Below are 18,461 nucleotides of genomic sequence, written 5' to 3' on the forward strand. Positions count from 1 at the left end.
CATGGCGAACGTGTTTTACGAAAAGGACTGCCCGCTTGACGCGCTGTCGGGCAAGACCGTCGCGATCATGGGCTACGGCAGCCAGGGGCACGCGCACGCGCTGAACCTCAAGGACAGCGGCGTCAACGTCGTCGTCGGGCTGCGCGCGGGATCGAAATCCGCCGGCGCCGTCAAGGCGGCGGGGCTGGCGGTCGCCCCGCCTTCGGAGGCCGCGAAAAGCGCGCAGGTCGTGATGATGCTCGTGCCGGACATGGCGCAAAAGAAGTTGTACGAGGAGGCGGTGCGGCCGAATCTCGATGCGGGCGACGCGCTGCTTTTCGCGCACGGATTCAACATCCACTTCGGGCAGATCGTCCCGCCGGATGACGTCGATGTCGGCATGATCGCGCCCAAGGGCCCCGGCCACATGGTCCGCCGCGTGTACGAAAACGGCCAGGGCGTGCCGGCGATCATCGCGGTGCACCAGGACGCGACGGGCAAGGCGTGGGACATCGTGAAGGCGTACGCCGCGGGCATCGGCGCCGCGCGCGCGGGACTCATCGAGACGACGTTCGCCGAGGAGACGGAGACGGATCTTTTCGGCGAGCAGGCCGTTCTTTGCGGCGGCACGTCGGAGCTGATCCGCGCGGGATTCGACACGCTGATCGGCGCGGGCTACCAGCCGGAGGTCGCGTATTTCGAGTGCCTGCACGAATTGAAGCTCATCGTCGATCTGATCTACGAGCAGGGCATCGCCGGCATGCGCGCGTCGATTTCCGAGACGGCCAAATACGGCGACGTGATGAAGGGCCGCGAGATCATCACCGACGATACGCGCGCGACGATGAAGCGCCTTCTCGCGGACATCCAGTCCGGCAAGTTCGCAAAGGAGTGGATCGCGGAAAACGAGGCCGGCCTGCCGGTTTACACGAAGCGCCTGGCCGAGGATGCGGAACACCCGGTGGAACAGACCGGCAAGAAGCTGCGCGCCATGATGGGATGGCTGAAGAAGTAGTGCGGAATTGGGAATTGGGAATTGGGAATGCCATCGCAAGCGGCATTTTGTGATGTCAGAGCCGCAAACGAAGCGCAGCGGAGTGCGCGGTCTGCAACGCGACAGGAAAATACGCGTCATTCGGGGTCGCGAGCCCGCGCGCTGATTTTCGCACGGGCACGGGGCCGGTAACGATACGGAGTTGGTTATGGACAAGGTCCTCTTTTTCGACACGACACTTCGCGACGGCGAGCAGTCGCCGGGCATCAACCTGAACGCGGGCGAAAAACTTGAGATCGCCGAACAGCTCGCGCGGCTTCGCGTCGACATCATCGAGGCCGGCTTCCCGATCGCGTCCGAGGGCGATTTCAACGCCGTGAAAGCGATCGCCGATCGCGTGCGCGGGCCGGTCATCTGCGCGCTCGCGCGGGCGAACGAGGCGGACATCGCGTGCGCGGGCCGCGCGATTGCCGGCGCCGAAAAACCGCGCATCCACACGTTCATCTCAAGCTCGCCCTCGCACCTGAAACACCAACTCAAGAAATCCGAGGCCGAGGTGCTGGAGATCGCGGTGCGTTCCGTACGTCAGGCGAAGGCGCTTTGCCGCGATGTCGAGTTTTCCGCGATGGACGCGACGCGCTCGGACGTGGACTACCTCATCCGCATGTTCAACGCGGCGATCGAGGCGGGCGCGACGACGATCAACGTGCCGGATACCGTGGGCTACGCGCTGCCGGATGAATACGCCCATCTCATCGCGACATTGCGGCGCAAGGTGAAAGGCGCGGGCAAGGTCGTGTGGAGCGTGCATTGCCACGACGATCTCGGCCTTGCGGTCGCGAATTCCCTCGCGGCGATCGCCAAGGGCGCGCGCCAGGTGGAGGTCGCCATCAACGGCATCGGCGAGCGCGCGGGCAACGCCGCGCTCGAGGAGGTGGCGATGGCGATCCGCACGCGGCGCGATCTGATGAAGGTGGACACGAACCTCGACGTCGCGCACATCGGCGACACGTCGCGCAAGGTCAGCCGCCTGACGGGCTATCCGATTCCGCGCAACAAGGCGGTCGTCGGAACGAACGCGTTCTTGCACGAGTCGGGCATCCACCAGGACGGCGTGCTGAAGGAGCGCAGCACCTACGAGATCATGCAGCCGGAGCAGATCGGCCATCGCGCCGACAACATCGTGCTCGGCAAGCACTCCGGCCGGCACGCGTTTTCGAAAAAGCTCGAAGAGCTCGGCATCCACCTGGCGGGCGACGACCTTGAACGCGCGTTCAAGAAGTTCAAGGACACCGCGGACGCGAAGAAAAACGTGGCGTATCAGGAACTCGAGGCGATCGCCTACGACGTGCTCGGCGTGGTGCCCGACGAGTTGCAGATCGAGACGTATCAGTCGCTCGGCGGCATCAACCTGATTCCGTACGCCGTCGTGCGGCTTTCGAAAAAGGGCCGCGCCCACGAGGCAACCGCGAGCGGCGACGGGCAGATCGACGCGCTCTACCGCGCGATCGCCAAGGCCGCGCGCTTCAAGGGCCGCCTGCTTCGCTATCACGTCGAGGCGGCGACGCAAGGCCAGGACGCGATGGGCGAGGTGACGGTGACGGTATCCGACGGCGACCTCGTCATGCAGGGGCGCGGATCGTCCACCGATGTCGTCGAAGCGTCCGCGCGCGCGTACCTGAACGCCATCAACCGCCTGGCGAAAAAGAAGGCGATGCCCAAAACGCTTGGCCGCGCCGAGCGCGCCGCCAAGGCGGCCGTGCGTGCGGCGTCGTGACGGCGGGCTTATGAAAACGTACGACATCGGCGTCATCGGCGGAGACGGCATCGGCCCGGAGGTGACGGCGGAAGCTACGAAGGTCCTACGCGCCGTCGCGGATCGCCGCGGATTTTCCGTGCGCCTTCATCATCATCCGCTCGGCGGCGAACATTTCATGAAGACTGGCGAGCTTGTCTCCGGCGAACGCCTGCGCGAGCTCGCGGAACTTGATTCCGTGCTGCTCGGCGCCGTCGGCCATCCGGACGTGAAACCCGGCGTGCTCGAACAGGGCATCCTTTTGAAGATGCGCTTTGATCTCGATCTGTACATCAACCTGCGTCCGGTGAAGCTGCTCCCCGGCGTGCCCTGCCCGCTTGCCAAGGCGCCCGTCGGCCTCGATTTCGTTGTCGTGCGCGAGAACACTGAGGGCCTGTACGCGGGCGCGGGCGGATTCCTCAAAAAAGGCACGGCCGACGAAGTGGCGACGCAGGAATCCATCAACACGCGCAAGGGTGTGGAGCGGTGCGTGCGGTATGCTTTCGATGTCGCGGCAAGGCGCGAGCGCAAGTTGCTCACGCTTTGCGGCAAGACGAACGTGCTGACTTACGCTTGGGATCTGTGGGAGCGCACGTTCAATGAGGTCGCGCGCGAATACGACGGTGTGAAAACCGAATACCAGCACGTGGATGCGCTTTCGATGTTCCTGCTCATGAACCCGGATCGCTTTGACGTGATCGTCACGGACAACATGTTCGGCGACATCGTCACGGACGCCGCCGCGATGCTGCAAGGCGGGCTGGGGCTTGCGCCAAGCGGCAACATCCACCCGGGCGGCGCGGCGATCTTCGAGCCGGTGCACGGGTCCGCTCCGCAATTCACCGGAAAGGGCGTCGTCAATCCGCTGGCCGCGATCGCGTCCGTGCAGATGATGCTGGAACACCTCGGCGAAAACGGCGCCGCGGCGGACATCGAGCGCGCGACGATTGCGACCATCCCCTTCGTGGGCGGCATGAATATCGGCGAGATGAAGCTGTCGACCTCCGAGGTTGGTGGCGCGGTCATCGCGCATCTTGCGGACGCGTCATGAGCGATAACGGACGCATCATCCTGTACGACACAACGCTGCGCGACGGCATGGCGCGCGAGGGCGTGACGCTGTCGGTCAACGACAAGATCAAGATCGCTCACGCGCTCGATGATTTCGGCATCGACTACATCGAGGGCGGCTACCCGCACTCGAACCCGAAGGAGCTGGAATTTTTCCGGCGCATGACCGCCGCGCCGCTTGCGCGCGCGCGGCTGACGGCGTTTGGCTCCACGCGGCGCAAGGACACCGCTCCCGGCGATGACGACAATCTGCGCTCGCTTCTCGACGCGAAAACGCCCGCGGTGTGCATCTTCGGCAAGACGAGCGAGTTTCAGGTGAAGGTCGCGCTTGCCACGACGCCGGCCGAGAATCTCGCGATGATCCGCGATTCCGTCGCGTTTTTGCGCGAGGCCGGGCGTGAGGTGATTTACGATGCCGAGCACTTTTTCGACGGCTACAAACAGGATGCCGACTACGCAAAACAGACGCTCGCCGCCGCGCGCGACGCAGGCGCCGCGTTTCTCGTCTTGTGCGACACGAACGGCGGCACGACGCCCGGCGAAATCGAGCGCGTCGTGCGCGATCTGTCCGCCGCGGGTTTTGCGAATCTGGGCATCCACACGCACAACGACATCGAGTGCGCGGTGGCCAATTCGCTCGTCGCGGTCGAGGCGGGGTGCGTCATGGTGCAAGGCACGATGAACGGCCTTGGCGAACGGACGGGCAACGCGAATCTGTGCAGCATCATCCCGACGCTCGAGTTGAAGATGAATCGCCCATGCCTGCCGCAAGGCCGGCTCGCGCGCCTTGTGGAGTTGTCGCACTTCGTCTCCGAGACGGCGAACCTTCAGCACAATCCGTATCAAGCCTACGTCGGCAAGAGCGCGTTCGCGCACAAGGGCGGCGCGCACGGCTCGGCGGTAAGCCGCGACCCCTCGACATACGAACACATCGACCCGTCACTCGTCGGCAACGAGCGCAAGCTCGTCGTTTCCGAGATCGCAGGGCGCTCGATGATCATGGACCGTGCGGAGAAGCTCGGCATCACGTTCACGCCCGATCAGCTCAAGCACCTGCTCGCGCGCATCAAGGAATTGGAGTACCAGGGCTACACCTTCGAGGCGGCGGACGGGTCGCTTGCGCTGTTGTTGATGGAAGAAGCCGGTGTGCGGCGGCGCTTTTTCGAGGTCGAGGGCTACCACGTCCATCTGCACCGCCGCTCGCGGACCGACGGACTTGTCGACGCGACGATCAAGATCAAGGTCGGCGACAAACGCTTCGTCACCGCCGCGGAGGGCAACGGCCCGGTAAACGCGCTCGACGGCGCGCTCAGGCGATGCGTCGAGGAGATTTACGAGGAGACGAAGCAGATCGAGCTTCTCGACTACAAGGTGCGCGTCATCGAGGGCAGCCACGGCACCGCCGCGGTGACGCGCGTTCTCATCGAATCCGGCGACGGCCACGAAACCTGGGGCACGATCGGCGTGCACGAAAACATCATCAAGGCAAGCTGGGACGCGCTGTACGACGCCATCGAATACGGCCTTCATCGCCTGCGTCCGGCGCAAAACGCATGACGAAAATACCGACGAAGCTGGACGAGATCCGCGCCGAGCTCGATTGCGCGGACGAGGAGCTGCTTTCCGCGCTGCGCCGGCGCATGGAGCTGGTGGAACATGTGGCCGCGGAGAAACTTGCGCATCCGCAGACGAGCCTGCGCGACAAAAATCGCGAAAAGGAATTGCTCGCGGCGCTGCAAAAAAAGGCGCGTGAGCGCGGTCTGAATCCGTATTACGTCGGGCGCATCTTCAACGACATCATTGAATATTCGATGGACGAGCAGCAGCGCCTGCTCTCGCGAGCGGACGCGCAGGCCGACGCGAAGCTCGTGCGCGTCGGCTATCAGGGCGTCGAGGGCGCCTACAGCTTTCTGGCCGCGAACAAATATTTCGCGAGGCAGCTCGACCACTGCGCGTTCGTCGGTTTTCGCACGTTCCGCGAGGTGGTGGCCGCGTGCGAGGCGGGCGACCTGGATTTCGCCGTGCTGCCGATCGAAAACACGATCGCCGGTTCGATCAACGCGACCTACCGCCTTCTCGACGAAAGCTCGCTGTCGGTCGTCGGGGAGGAAGTGTGGCAGGTCGTGCATTGCCTGATCGGCCTCGAAAACGTTCCGCTCGGGCACATCCGCCACGTCGCCTCGCACCCGCAGGCGCTGTTGCAATGCGGCGAGTTTCTCTCGCAACTGACCAACTGCACCATCGAAAGCTTCACCGACACCGCCGAAGCGGTGCGCCGCGTGAAGGAGCGACAGGACATCACGCACGCCGCGATCGCAAGTGAGGACGCGGCGGATTTGTACGGCCTCGCGGTCGTCAAACGCGACATTGCCGATCAGCGTGAGAACTACACAAAGTTCGTCGTCGTCTCGAAAAAGGCGATCGCGTACGATCGGCGCATCCCGTGCAAGGTGTCGTTCGTGTTGATGACCGATCACACCGAGGGCGCGCTGCTTTCGTGCCTGCGCCCGTTCCACGATCACGGCCTGAACCTCGTCAAGCTCGAGAGCCGGCCGATGCTGCACGTGCCGTGGGAGTATCAGTTCTTCATCGACGTGGAGGGACACCTGGACGATCCGAAGATGTCCGCCGCGCTTGACGAGGTGCGCCAGCGCGCGCGGCACCTGAAGATTTTGGGCTGCTATCCCATACGCGCGAAGGGCTTCGACGCGGTGAGCGTGCCGCCCGAGGCGGAACCGTTCGCGCCGACCGGTGAGGCCGCGCCCGAGGAAGAGCCGAAACCCGCCAAGCCCGCGCCCTACAAGCTCGCGGCGCGCGTGCCGGGCCGGAAGGACACGCAGATCAGGATCGGCGACGCCGTCATCGGCGGCGGCGGTTTCACGATCATCGCCGGCCCGTGCGCGGTGGAATCGAAGGAGCAGATCGGCGAGGCGGCGCGCATCGTGCGCGAACGCGGCGGTCAGCTTTTGCGCGGCGGCGTGTTCAAGCCGCGTTCGTCCCCCTACGCATTCCAGGGCATGGGCTACGAGGGGCTCGACATCCTCGTCGAAGCGGGGCGCACGGTCGGACTGCCCGTGGTGACGGAAGTGCTGCACCCCAACGATGTCGCGAAAGTGGCCGCCAAGGCCGACATGCTGCAAATCGGCGCGCGCAACATGCAGAACTTCTCGCTGCTGGCCGAGGTCGGGCGCGTGCGCCGCCCGGTGCTGCTCAAACGCGGGATGATGGCGTCCGTCGAGGAATTGCTGCTCGCGGCGGAGTACATCCTGGCCGGCGGCAACACGCAGGTGGTCCTGTGCGAGCGCGGCATCCGAACGTTCGAAACCGCGACGCGCAACACGCTCGATCTTCAGGCGGTGCCGGTGCTGAAAAAGCTGACGCACCTGCCGGTGATCGTCGATCCGTCGCACGCGGCGGGCGACCGCACCATCATCAACGCCATGGCTCTATCGGCCATGACCGCGGGCGCCGACGGTATCATCGTGGAGGTGCATCCGCACCCGGACGAGGCGTTGTGCGACGGCCCGCAGGCGCTGACGCCGGAGCTGTTCGCGGACCTGACGGCGAAACTGCGCGCCGTGGGGAAAGCGCTGGGAATCGAAGATTGAAGATTGCGGATTGAAGATTACCCACGGCCGTTGTGGCGCTTCGGGTGTCGATCAAAATAATCGGGGCGTTTCCGGTTTGAGTGGCCAGGCGACGCTCGACGACAAGGCGTGCAAATTCCCGCCGCGCTTGCCTTGATCGCCGCGCTTACTCCCAATCTTCAATCTCCAAACCTCCATCTTCATTCTCAACAGCCGCAGCCTTCCATTTCGCCTTCCGGCGCGCTGTCCTCTTCCGCTGCAGCGCCGTCCGCGGCGGCATCGTCATCCGCGGCCGCGTCGTCGTCATCTGACGCATCGTCATCGTCCGACAAATCATCGTCATCGTCGGCCGCATCATCGTCACCGGACGCATCGTCGTCGTCCGCGTCGTCGTCCGCGGTGTCGTCATCGCCCGCGTCATCGTCGTCGTCGTCGCCGGGGATAGGCGGCGAAAAGAGATCCTCGAAGTCGTACCAGACGTTGTTTTCGGCGGGCAAATTGTCGAAGTCGTTCCAGAACGAGGCGCCGACGCGCATCGCGTCCGGAAGCCAGATCATCGAGTGCAACGTGACGGAAACATCGCGCGCGCCCGCGCCGGCCAGCAGGAAGCCCCAGATCGATTCGAGGTTCACCTTCTTCTGGTAGTCGTTGATGACGTTCAGCGAGTAGTTGTAGCGGAACTGGTGGAAGAACGGCCGCGTCGGGAAAAGCTTGTCTTCCCAGTTGAGCGTCAGGATCTGATTGGGCGCAAGGTTCGGATCATCGCCCGGCAGTCGCGAGGCGCGCGTGAGGTTGTTGATCTCGAGCGCGGCCGTCGGCGGCTGGAAATTCGCCGCCGGGCCGAACGCCTGGACGATGATCGACGCGTATTGCCGCACCTCGTCGGCGTAGTAATCGTGGATGTCGAGGATGTTGTTTTCGCCGTCGCCGTTGTGGTCGGCGAGGCTGATCGCGCGCCGCGTCTCGAACACCCCGATGTCGGGCTTGGGATCGAGGATCATGTCGTCCGGATCGGGGCGAAACGAACCGCGGTTGATCACGATTCCGACGCCGTGCTCGTTCATGCCCGAAACCATGCCGAGAAATCCTGGAAAGCCGATCGACGCGTAGCGCTGCCGCGCCGGGTCGCCCGGTTCGTACGCGAAGATGACGCCGTGTTCGCCGGCGTGAAACGGCGAGACGTCGATGAGGTTGTAGTCCGTGTTGTGGCCGATCGCGAGGCCACCCGCGATTTCCGGATCCGCCTCCGTCGCCGTGCCCCAGCCCGCCCACGTCGAGCACCAAAGCCCCGCCAGCTCGCGCGTGCCGGTCAGCGCGATCAAGTCGCCGAGGTTCAAGTCGCGGCCGATCGACGGCACATCGAGATCGACGCCCGAGGCGACCATGCCGTCGTAAACGCCCTGCACCTCCTGGGCGAATTCCGGGTGAAACGAGAGCGTCGCGAGCGACGTGTCGCGGATGAACTCGTATTCCGGCGCGGTGTAGCGCCCACCGGGATAGAGGTAAACATCCATGTTGTCCAGGATGTCCTGCGCCAGCAGATAGCCGTGCGCATAGCCCATCTCGTAGTCCGTGCCCCAGATGTGCAGGACGCGCTGGTTGCCAACGGCCCACAGCTCGCCGTTGACCATCTCGGCGGCAAACGCGGGCATGGCCGCGAGGGCGGCAAGAAGGATCGTTGCGACGATGACTCGACGGTTCATGGGAACGAGCGCCTCCCGGGCGAAATAAAGTCAGAATTTTACAGAATTTGGCGCTGAAGGGCTATGAGGGGCAGATTGCAAATTTGGAATCGCAGGAATCGCAATTCGGCGGAACACTGAGCGCACGGAGAAGACACGGAGGACACGGTGGTTCTTCTCGTCATAAAACGGCGAACGACACGATGCCACTCGGTCCTCAATCCTCAATCCTCGATCCTCACTCGAAATACGGCGTGATATAGAACTGCGTGATGCACATCTCGTCGTCGAGACCCTCGCCCCAATAGATCGGCCCTTTCGCGCCGCGCGTGTCATACGTGCACGACAGGCGCATCGTGTCGCCGACCTTCGCGGGGATCGCCTCGCTGTACGTCGCATAACCCTGCCAGTGAAAATCCCATTTGTTCACCTGGAGCAGGCACGTTTCCTCGTCGTTTCGCCACGCTCCGATGCGTTGTTCGGTCGCGAAAAAATGCATGTGTGGAAACACGCCGTGGAACAGGACGTCGTCGCCGGCCGTCGCGCCCGGGATCGGAAATTCCTTGGTGATCGTCACGCGCTCCTCGCCCGGCGGCAAATAAAACTGATCGTTGAACGCGAGGAGAATCAGCCCTTCGATCTCCACGGACGGCGCGAGCGTGACATCCACCGTCGTGCGATCCGGCCCGACGTACCGGCGCAAGTCGTAGTGCACCTGAATGACGACCGGCCGGCCCGCCACGAGGCGCAGGCCCGTGCGCTCGGGGTAGGGTTTCGCGCCGCCGCCGCCGGCCCACGACATCAGCCAGCGCGCGCCCTGGACGCCCGAATCGCCAAAGCACGCGTAGCCGGGAATCGCATCCTCACGATCCAGCGCTCGCGCTTTGGCTTCGTGCATCGCGGTGTCGAGCGCGTACACGATAACGTGGTGAACCATGCGCAAATCGCCGGGCTTGATCTGAAACGCGGTGATGAACTGGTCCTCGGTCAGGGCGGGATCGAGATCGACGATGAAGCACCGGTAGTCATCGTCCACCGACGCGTCCGGCACGAAGTCGATGCCGGGGTCGATCACGTGCGTCACCGTGTCGAGCCCCTCGGGCGGATCGGGGAAATCGGGTGCCTTGGCGGGATCGCCCTCGGGCCGGCCGCCGTCCACCCAATCGCCGATCGTTTTGATCTGGGCGTCGGTCAGCCAGCGCGCGTCTTCGTACGTGTTGCACGCGCCGCTGTTGTCCGGGTTCCACGGCGGCATGGCGCGCGACGCGGTTTGGGATTTGATGAGCGGCGCGAAACGCACCGCGTCGTCGTACGTCTCGAGCGCCATCGGCGCAAGGCCGCCGGTCTGATGGCAGTCCAGGCAATTGTTGTAAATGATCGGCGCGACGTCTTCCCAAAAACGCGGCGCGTCGTCCGAAACGTCGTCGTCATCGTCATCGCGGGCGTCGTCATCGCCGGCGTTCGTATCGTCGTCCCCGCCGTCGGCGGGGTCGTCGTCGGCCGCCGCGGTGTCGTCATCCGCCGCGCCTGTGTCCGGATCGGCGCCGTCGCCCAGATCGCCGCACGCCGCAACGAGCATCGCGCCCGCGAGCGCGGCGAAAATCGCCATCAGAAAAATTGCGCGCGTCATGGCGCAACCCATCCCGGCGCGATGTAGAAAAGGTTGTTGCACATCTCGTCCGCGGTCCCCTCGCCGAATGTCGTGACCACCTCGCGATCCGTGGTGTCGTATCCGCAACTCACGCGGAAGATGTCGCCGCCCACCACATGCAGCGGCGTTTCGTAGAGATTGAAATTCTGCCAGTGGAAGTCCCAGTCGAATACATCCAGAACGCACTGCGTTTCCTCGCCCTCGCGATCGAACTCGACGTGCATGATCTTGCCAGCCTCGTGCATGTGCGGCGCGACGCCCCACAAGGTGGCGTCGGACAGTTCGGGCGGGATGACGAACTCGGAGGTTTCGACGATGAGCGGTTCTCCCGCCGGCAAAAAGATGCTCCAGTCCACGAATCGGTAGAAAAACGCGGGGTTATCGACGCCCGGCCGAAGTTTCATGTCGATCGCCGTGTTATCCGTCGTGACGCCGTTGATGAGGTTGTAATGCACCTGCATCACAAGCTTGCGCCCCGCGAGCATCTTGATGCCCGTGCCTTCGGGGAAATACGTCGGCCCGCTGCCGGGTCCCCAGCCCATGATGTAACTTGCGCCCGTCGCGCCCGGGCCGCCGTAGCAGGTGTATCCGGGGCGTTCGTCCCCGGCGTCGAGCGCGGCCACCTGCGCCTCGGCGGCCGCGTCCGGCAGCGCGAACACGACAACGTGATGCACCATCGTTTTTGCGCCGGGGCGGATGTCGAAGGCGACGAGATACGCGTCCGCCGACAGATCGGGGTTCATGACGAAGCAACGGTTGTCGTCGAGATCCTCGTCGTCGGGCTCGTAATCGACGCCCATGTTCACGCTTGCCGTCACCTCGTCAAGGCCGGGTGGCGGATCGGGAATCGCGGGCGCCATCGCCGCGTCGCCCTCGAGCCGGTCCCCGCGCGCCCACGCGACGATCGTTTCGATCTCGTCTTCGGTCAGCCAGCGCGCGTCCTTGTAGGTATTGCAGTCGCCGCTGTTGTCGACGTTCCACGGCGGCATGTTTCGCTCTTCCACTTCGTTCGCGATGAGCGGCGCGAAACGCACGGCGTCGTCGTAGTCCTTCAACTCCATCGGCGCGATGCCGCCTTCCGTGTGACAGGACAGGCAATTCTTGTACACGATCGGCGCGACGTCTTCCCAGAACAGCGGGCCGGCGGAGTCATCGTCGTCATCCATGTCGTCATCATCGACGCCGGCGGTGTCGTCATCGTCGATGACGGCGTCGTCGTCCGCCGCGTCGTCGTCGCTACCGGAGGGCGGTGTCCAATCGACCGCCTCGCGGCCCTCGGATACGCGCATGTCGCCGCACGAAACCACACCGGCGAACATGAACGCGGCGCCGATCGCCAGAAGGAAAGCGAGCGCCTTGCCACTCGACGCGCCTGGCGCCGGGCGGCCTACCTCGTGATGAACGCGAAAGATCGTCGCACCCTCCGATATCGAAGCCAAGTAGTTTACCCGGAAGACGAAAAAGCGCCAAATGTTTCGGGGCGGCAAATAGCGCGAGACGCGCGCGGCCGCACGAGCGGGTTTGTGCCGAACTGGGGCACGGCGTTCCCAGGCGAGAGGCGAGCGGCGTGGAGGCGGGGGCTCATTCGGGCACGGACAAGCGCCCCTTTGCGACGATCTTTCAGACTTCCAGACATTCAGACTTTCAGACTTCCGGATTATTTGCTCAGTGCTTGATCGCGCGTCTCGCAACACGACTTGCGGCCGGCGTTGCCCGTGCTTACCTTTGACGCAACGCACCGCGCGCTTGCCCCGGCGCGCCGAAGCAGCATCAAGGAGTCCTCCATGAAAATGACGATCACATTCCCCGGCGGCGCGAAGGTCGACGCGGCGTGGGACGGCTACGTCGTGCACACCGATCAGCCCGTCGCGTTCGGCGGCGAGGAGAGCGCGCCAAGCCCGATGTCCTTGTTTCTCGCGTCGCTCGGCGCGTGCGCGGGCTACTACGTGCAGGCGTTTTGCCGCGGGCGCGAGCTTTCCGTCGAGGGCATTCGCGTCGTTCAGGAAAACGTTTGGGACAAGGACGCCAAGCGCTTTTCCGACATCCGCATCCGCGTGGAAACGCCGCACGAGTTTCCGGAGAAGTACCGCGAGCCGATGATCCGCGCCGTGTCGCAGTGCTCGGTGAAAAAGGCGCTGGCCGATCCGCCGAATATCGAGGTGGCCGTCGTCACGACGGAGTAGGAACGAGGATATAGGAAAAAGGAAAGAGGAAAGAGGCCATCGCGAGGAGTGTCGGCGATTGGCGGGCGACGACGTATCATGCCGAAGTCGCGAATCCGACTCCTACCAATATTCCTCGAAGTGGATGTTGCCGGTCTCGCGTTTGTGGTCGGCCGCGAATCCGAGATTTTCGAGCACTTCGACGAGGCCCTTGGTCGCCGGATACGTCTTTGTGCCGTCGCTTCGTGTCGGCAGGCCGATCATCGCGGGATTGCCGCACAGGTAGTAGTGCGTTCGTGCGGGATCGGCAAAACCCGCGTGCCGCTCGAACAGATGCCCCTCCTCGACAAAGGACTGGATGTACATCTTCCGGCCCGGCGTGTCGCGCGTGGTGATCTCGACGAAGTCGTAGTTTGGATAAAGTTCCGCGAGCCGCCGGTGCATGTTCGCGTAGCCCATGTCGGCGCGGTAGCGCGAGCACATGATCGAAAAGAGCCGACCCTTGAAGCCCCGGCGCAGAAGATCCCAGATCATCACGTGGTGCGGCGCCTCGCCCGTTCCCGTGGAGACGAACACGAGATTCAGGTCGTCGCCGTGCCTCGCCATGTCCTCGGCGCAGGTGTCGAGCGTGTATTTGCCGACCACGCGCGGCGCGCAGAAAATCCGCGAACCTTCCGAAAGCGCGAAAAGGCGCGGGGTGAGAAGCGGCGGCTTGTCGGGCGCGGCTTCCCGGATGAGTACGATGAAAAATTCCAGATAGCCGAGCGGATGCGGCGCGAGCGCTGCCGGATCGGCGTCCGAAAACACCGGATGGCAGATCGAATACGCGCGCTTGACCATTTTGCCCGCCTCGCCGGGTTCGTACGGATCGTCCTGGCATTCGGGCGCACGCGCCTCGCCGCGCAGAAGACCGAGCGTCGTGTATTGGCCCGGCTTGTATTCCGGGACGCCGTCATCCGGACGCACGCGAATGATCGCGAGGTCGGGATTGCAAAATTTGAACGACGTTATTGTCGCGTTGTACGCCGCGCGCGCTTCGATGAGATGGTCCGTATCAGGCAAGGAATTCCTCCCGCGGGATTCGCGATATCCGGGGTGCGGTCGCTACCGTAACCGCCGCGCGTCGGTTGTGCCAAATCCGCCGCCGCTTCGCAATCATCGCGCCGGCGCCTTTTCGATTCGGACGGCAAGCCTCGCGAAGGCGTCGCGCAGCGCCGCCTCCACCTCGTCCGGCGTTTGGCCCGCCGCGAAGAGAAAGCCCAGATAGTGCGAGCCCTCCGGCAGGCGGCGAACGTGCTTGCCGGCCGGGACTGCGATCGAGACATCGACGATACCCGGCACGGCCGCCGCGTCTTCCTGGCCGTCCACGCCGGCCAGCACGCCGTCCGCGGGAATGGGCAACATCATGACGCCGGAGGCGTGCGCATGGCCCGGTTCGGGGATCGCGCGGCCGATCGCGTGCGTGAGGATGATTTCCTCGAGCGACGCGCCGCCCGCGAACCGGAAGACGTTCGAGCACGAGCCGCCCATGGTGCGCGCGGCGATCTCCACGATGAATGCGCCGCGCGGCGAAAGGCGGACCTCCGCATGCACCGGGCCTTCGGCAAGGCCAAGCGCGCGCGCCGCGCGTTCGGCGCACGCAACAATCGCCGCCTGCTCGTCGAGCGTGCGCCGCGAGGGGGTGACGTAGATCGTCTCCTCGAAAAACGGGCCGACGAGCGGATCGGGCTTGTCGAAAATCGCGAGCACGCGCAGATCGCCGCCGGACAGCACGCCTTCGACGGCGAACTCGTCGCCCACGATATACTCCTCGACAAGCAGCGACGCGATCGCATCGTCGCGGGCGTTGTCGCTCTCCCCGCCCTTTCCGCCATCCTCGCTCTTGCCGCCGGTCCGCGCGGGCAACGGTACGACGGCGTTCTCCGACGGCCCCAGATCGCCCGCGCCCGCGCCGCATCCGGGATCGAGCAGCGGGAACGGATCGCGGACGATGGCCGACGACCGCGAAAGCGCCGCCTCGAGCGACGCGCGATCGTCGGCGCGGATCACGCCCTGGCTCGCCGCGAGAAATCGCGGCTTGACGACGCACGGAAAGCCGATCGCGTCCGCCGCGCGGTCGGCCTCCTCCGGGCCGGTCACGAGCACGAACCGCGGCGATCCCAGGGCCGCGTCGTGTGCGAATCGTTTGCGCTGTTCGAGCTTGTCCTGCGTCGCGGCGGCGGCGTCCGGCGGGTTCGCGGGAAGGCCAAGCGCCTTGCCGATGGCGGCCGCGGCCACGACGCCGTGCGCGTCGAGCGAGACGATCCCGTGGATCGGATGCTCCCGCGCGTATTCCGAAACGACGCGCGCCGCCTCGTCCAGGTCGTCAAACGGCACCGTGATGTTGCCGGCCGGGTCGAGTTTCGCGAGGTAGTTTTCCTCCGGCAGCCCGACCGTCAGTTCCAGTCCGAGCGTGCGCGTCGCCGAAACGAATGCCCCCGCCCGGTAAGTCGAGGTCCGCATCAACAGAAGAACGCGTTTTCTATCGCCCATCGCGTCACGATAGCCTCGGCCGGGCGAGCGTCAACGCGCGGGACATATCGAAATCGGTCGATATTGTTAGTTATCTTACCAATTTATGCGAGATCGCGACTTGCCAATCGGCCGCATCGTACTTTCATTACGGATGTCGGCGACGCAATCAGGCGTCGCCTTCCAATTTCCCGATGACACATTCGTAGGAGGCTCCATGAAACGGCGAATTCTGGTTTTGTTTGCGGTGGTGGCGTTTGCGCTGTCCGCGTCCGCGGCGGTGGCGGCCGAGTGGCAGTTCGACGCAACGCACACGTCCCTGGGCTTCAAGGTGAAGCACCTGGCGCTGGCGTCGGTGTCCGGCGTGTTCGAGGACTTCACCGGCACCCTGGACTGGGATGGCAAGATGGACGCGGGCAAGGTGACGCTGACCATCGACGCCGCCAGCATCAACACGCGCAACGAGAAGCGCGATCAGGATCTGCGCGAGAATTTCTTTGATGTGGCCAAGTACCCGAAGATCACGTTCGAGAGCACGAAAGTCCAGAAGGTCAGCGACGATACGGCCAAGGTGACGGGCAACCTGACGATCCGGGGTGTCACGAAGCCGGTGACGCTCGATGTCACGAAGCTCGGCTACGTCGAAAAGGATCCGTGGGGCATGACGCGCGCGGCGTTTCACGTCGAAGGGTCGATCAGCCGCAAGGATTTCGGCGTGAAGTCGGGCAATGCGATGTCCGATGCGGCCGTCGGCGACGAAATCAAATTCGACATCGATACCGAGACGACCAAAAAGTAGCGACGGCCTCGGCCGCCTGCCCAAAACGCCCCGCGGCGCGAAAGCGCGCGGGGCGTTTTTGCGTGGACGAATCGCGCGTTACCGCGAAGACGCAAAGAAACCGCAAAGAACGCAACGTGTTTGATTCATCCTTGCGTTCGTCGCGCGTGAATTTGCGCCTTTGCAGTGAAAATGCGGTTCCTCTCGATCCTCGATCCTCTATCCTCAATCCTCAATCCTCGTTTAACGTGCGCGCGATGCCCCTGTCCGCCGACCTTCCGGACGACCGCCGGCTCGCGGAGCTTTCCGCGTGGCTCGGCCGGCGGTGGATGCCGATCCTCGCTTTGTGCCTTGTCGGCATCACCGCGGTGTTCGCTCCGGCGCTGAACCTTCGCCTTTACGCAGACGATTTCCACTCCTGGAACACGGTGGCGCAGACCGCGCACGAGTCCGTCGCGGAGCTGTTTCTCGAGACGTACAACCCGGAGTTCTACCGCCCGTTCGAGTTCCTGCTCATCCGTCTGAACTATCAGCTCATCGGGCGGAATCCGGCCTTCTACCATGCCGCCGCCATCCTCGGGCATCTGCTGGGGAGCCTCGCGGTGCTGATGCTCTGCCTGCGCCTGGGTTTCGGCCGCGTCGCCGGCACGGCGTCCGCCGTGTTTTTCGGCCTGCATCAAACCAATGCGATGGCGGTCCTGTCCGCGGATGCGGCAAGCCAGGTGTGGTCGACGACCTTCGGCCTGCTCGCGCTTTGCGTTCTGCTTCCGCGCGATGCGGCGGGATACCGCCATGCCGCCGCGGCGTTTTTCTTTTTGCTGCTCGCGCTTTTCTGGAAGGATTCCGGCGTCACATTTGCGATGCTCGCGCTCACGCTCGTGGCGCTGCACTTGTGGCGGATCGACCGGCGCGCGGCGATCGCCTGCGGCCTCGCCGTTGCCGCCGCGCTTGCCCTCTACCTGTTCATGCGGCACCAGGCGGGCGTCGTGCCGATGGTTTACGGCTACCGCTCGCGCTACGAACTGTGGCTAGGCGCGAACGTGCCGAAAAATATCGGCCTGATGCTGCTTTCGCTGCTGTCGCCCGTCGGTTCGACGATCATCGTCCTTCGCAAGGCGAGCCTGCCGTTTGCGATCGCGACGGCCGTCGTCATCGCCGTCGTGGCGTCGTGGCTCGCCGTCGGCGTGGTGCGTTTCGCGCGGCGCGATCCGCGGCATCGCACGTCGCTCGCGATCCTGTTCGCGCTGATGGCGCTGTCGTTTTTCCCCGACGCGCTCGCGACGCGCGTTTCCGAGCTATACACCTACAAGTCGGCCGCGTTTTTCGCGATCTTCCTGGGGCTTGGCGTGCTCGACATCCACGACTGGGGCCTCGCGCGCGGGCGCCGCGCGTTCACCGTGCTGACCGCGGCGATGGTCGCCCTCGTGCTTGCATGCCACGTGCTGTCGATCAAGCACAAGGAATTCCTGATGCGCTCGAATGGCGAGATGGCCTGGCACATCCTGCGTCAGATCAAACAGGACGTGCCCGAGCTCGCCGACGGCGCCGACGCCGTGCTCGCCAACGCGCGCCCGGGCCCCGCGCCGTTGTATTCGATCTTCTACATGGAAGGCGTGAACGTGCTCGGCGGCAAACACGCGCTCGAGATGATCTACGAGACGCGCATCAACCACTACAACATCGTGGAGCCCGAAACGCTCAACGCGCGCTGCCGCGCCGCGAAAAACGATTGCCTCGCGATCCTCTATGACCGGGGCGACATCGACGCGCGGCGGTTCGACGCGAGCGGCGTGCCGGAGACCTAGTCGCGCGGGCTGGCGAGCGTGAACGCCACGCGCACCGGCTCGCCCTTGCGCGTCACGTCGAGCGTGATGCGGTCGCCGGGCTTGGCGACGGCGATCTTGCGCGAGGCGTCCATGGCGGAATCGATCTTCTCGCCGTCGATCGCGACGATCACGTCGCCCGCGCGAAGGCCCGCGACGCCGGCCGGGCCGCGCTCGTCCACGCGCACGACGACCGCGCCGGAATCGGCCTTCACGCGGCGGGCGATGGCGGGGTTCACGTCGGCAAGGCCGATGCCCGCGTAGCCGCGGCGGATACGCCCTTCGCGCGCAAGCCCCGGCAAAAGGCTCTTGGCCATGTTCGACGGCAGCGCGAATCCGATCCCCTGCGCGTGCTTGACGATGGCGGTGTTCACGCCGACCACCTCGCCGGCGAGATTCAGAAGCGGCCCGCCGGAGTTGCCGGGGTT

General features: G+C 64.6%; 14 protein-coding genes. 8 read left to right on the plus strand and 6 right to left on the minus strand.

Features of this window, described 5'->3' with window-relative positions; genetic code table 11:
* Position 1 precedes the first annotated feature (1 nt).
* The 5 genes from ilvC (at position 2) to aroF (ending at position 7,447) form a co-directional block, all read left to right on the plus strand.
* On the plus strand, positions 2–994 hold the full coding sequence (gene ilvC, locus K8I61_20590) for a ketol-acid reductoisomerase (GenBank protein ID MBZ0274442.1): 993 nt from the start codon (positions 2–4) through the stop codon (positions 992–994).
* Positions 995–1,181: 187 nt separating this feature from the next.
* Complete coding sequence (locus K8I61_20595) at positions 1,182–2,750, plus strand: 2-isopropylmalate synthase (protein ID MBZ0274443.1); 1,569 nt, start codon at positions 1,182–1,184, stop codon at positions 2,748–2,750.
* A gap of 10 nt (positions 2,751–2,760) precedes the next feature.
* A complete protein-coding gene (locus K8I61_20600) occupies positions 2,761–3,819 on the plus strand; it encodes a 3-isopropylmalate dehydrogenase (protein MBZ0274444.1) in 1,059 nt (352 codons plus the stop codon).
* A complete protein-coding gene (gene cimA / locus K8I61_20605; protein ID MBZ0274445.1) occupies positions 3,816–5,396 on the plus strand; it encodes a citramalate synthase in 1,581 nt (526 codons plus the stop codon). The genes K8I61_20600 and cimA overlap by 4 nt, the downstream gene beginning before the upstream one ends.
* Complete coding sequence (aroF, locus tag K8I61_20610) at positions 5,393–7,447, plus strand: 3-deoxy-7-phosphoheptulonate synthase (protein ID MBZ0274446.1); 2,055 nt, start codon at positions 5,393–5,395, stop codon at positions 7,445–7,447. The genes cimA and aroF overlap by 4 nt, the downstream gene beginning before the upstream one ends.
* 185 nt (positions 7,448–7,632) lie before the next feature.
* On the opposite strand, the gene K8I61_20615 is transcribed toward aroF, so the two are convergent.
* From K8I61_20615 to K8I61_20625, 3 genes are all read right to left on the minus strand, one after another.
* Positions 7,633–9,129: a C45 family peptidase gene (locus K8I61_20615; GenBank protein ID MBZ0274447.1), complete on the minus strand. Its 1,497-nt coding sequence runs from the start codon at positions 9,127–9,129 to the stop codon at positions 7,633–7,635.
* A 217-nt stretch (positions 9,130–9,346) separates the two neighbouring features.
* Positions 9,347–10,738 carry a hypothetical protein gene (locus K8I61_20620; protein ID MBZ0274448.1) on the minus strand — a complete coding sequence of 464 codons (1,392 nt, stop codon included), beginning with the start codon at positions 10,736–10,738 and terminating at the stop codon, positions 9,347–9,349.
* The gene (locus tag K8I61_20625; GenBank protein MBZ0274449.1) at positions 10,735–12,198 is read right to left on the minus strand and encodes a hypothetical protein; all 1,464 of its coding nucleotides are present in this window, start codon (positions 12,196–12,198) and stop codon (positions 10,735–10,737) included. Before K8I61_20625 ends, K8I61_20620 begins: the two co-directional genes overlap by 4 nt.
* A gap of 345 nt (positions 12,199–12,543) precedes the next feature.
* Between K8I61_20625 and K8I61_20630 the strand changes: the two genes are divergently transcribed.
* Positions 12,544–12,942: an OsmC family protein gene (locus K8I61_20630; GenBank protein ID MBZ0274450.1), complete on the plus strand. Its 399-nt coding sequence runs from the start codon at positions 12,544–12,546 to the stop codon at positions 12,940–12,942.
* 102 nt (positions 12,943–13,044) lie between these two features.
* Here K8I61_20630 and K8I61_20635 read toward each other — a convergent pair whose 3' ends face one another.
* Positions 13,045–13,983, minus strand: coding sequence for a ferredoxin--NADP reductase (locus K8I61_20635; protein ID MBZ0274451.1), 939 nt, complete (start codon positions 13,981–13,983; stop codon positions 13,045–13,047).
* A 93-nt stretch (positions 13,984–14,076) separates the two neighbouring features.
* Complete coding sequence (locus K8I61_20640) at positions 14,077–15,453, minus strand: ATP-grasp domain-containing protein (protein ID MBZ0274452.1); 1,377 nt, start codon at positions 15,451–15,453, stop codon at positions 14,077–14,079.
* Positions 15,454–15,649: 196 nt separating this feature from the next.
* Here K8I61_20640 and K8I61_20645 point away from each other — a divergent pair, with 196 nt between their 5' ends.
* A complete protein-coding gene (locus K8I61_20645; GenBank protein MBZ0274453.1) occupies positions 15,650–16,231 on the plus strand; it encodes a YceI family protein in 582 nt (193 codons plus the stop codon).
* A 236-nt stretch (positions 16,232–16,467) separates the two neighbouring features.
* Positions 16,468–18,015, plus strand: coding sequence for a hypothetical protein (locus tag K8I61_20650; GenBank protein ID MBZ0274454.1), 1,548 nt, complete (start codon positions 16,468–16,470; stop codon positions 18,013–18,015).
* On the opposite strand, the gene K8I61_20655 is transcribed toward K8I61_20650, so the two are convergent.
* On the minus strand, positions 18,012–18,461 hold a 450-nt coding region (locus K8I61_20655), incomplete at its 5' end, for a PDZ domain-containing protein (protein ID MBZ0274455.1). The genes K8I61_20650 and K8I61_20655 overlap by 4 nt on opposite strands.

This window comes from bacterium, from assembly GCA_019912885.1.
In the GTDB taxonomy this organism is placed as follows: domain Bacteria; phylum Lernaellota; class Lernaellaia; order JACKCT01; family JACKCT01; genus JAIOHV01.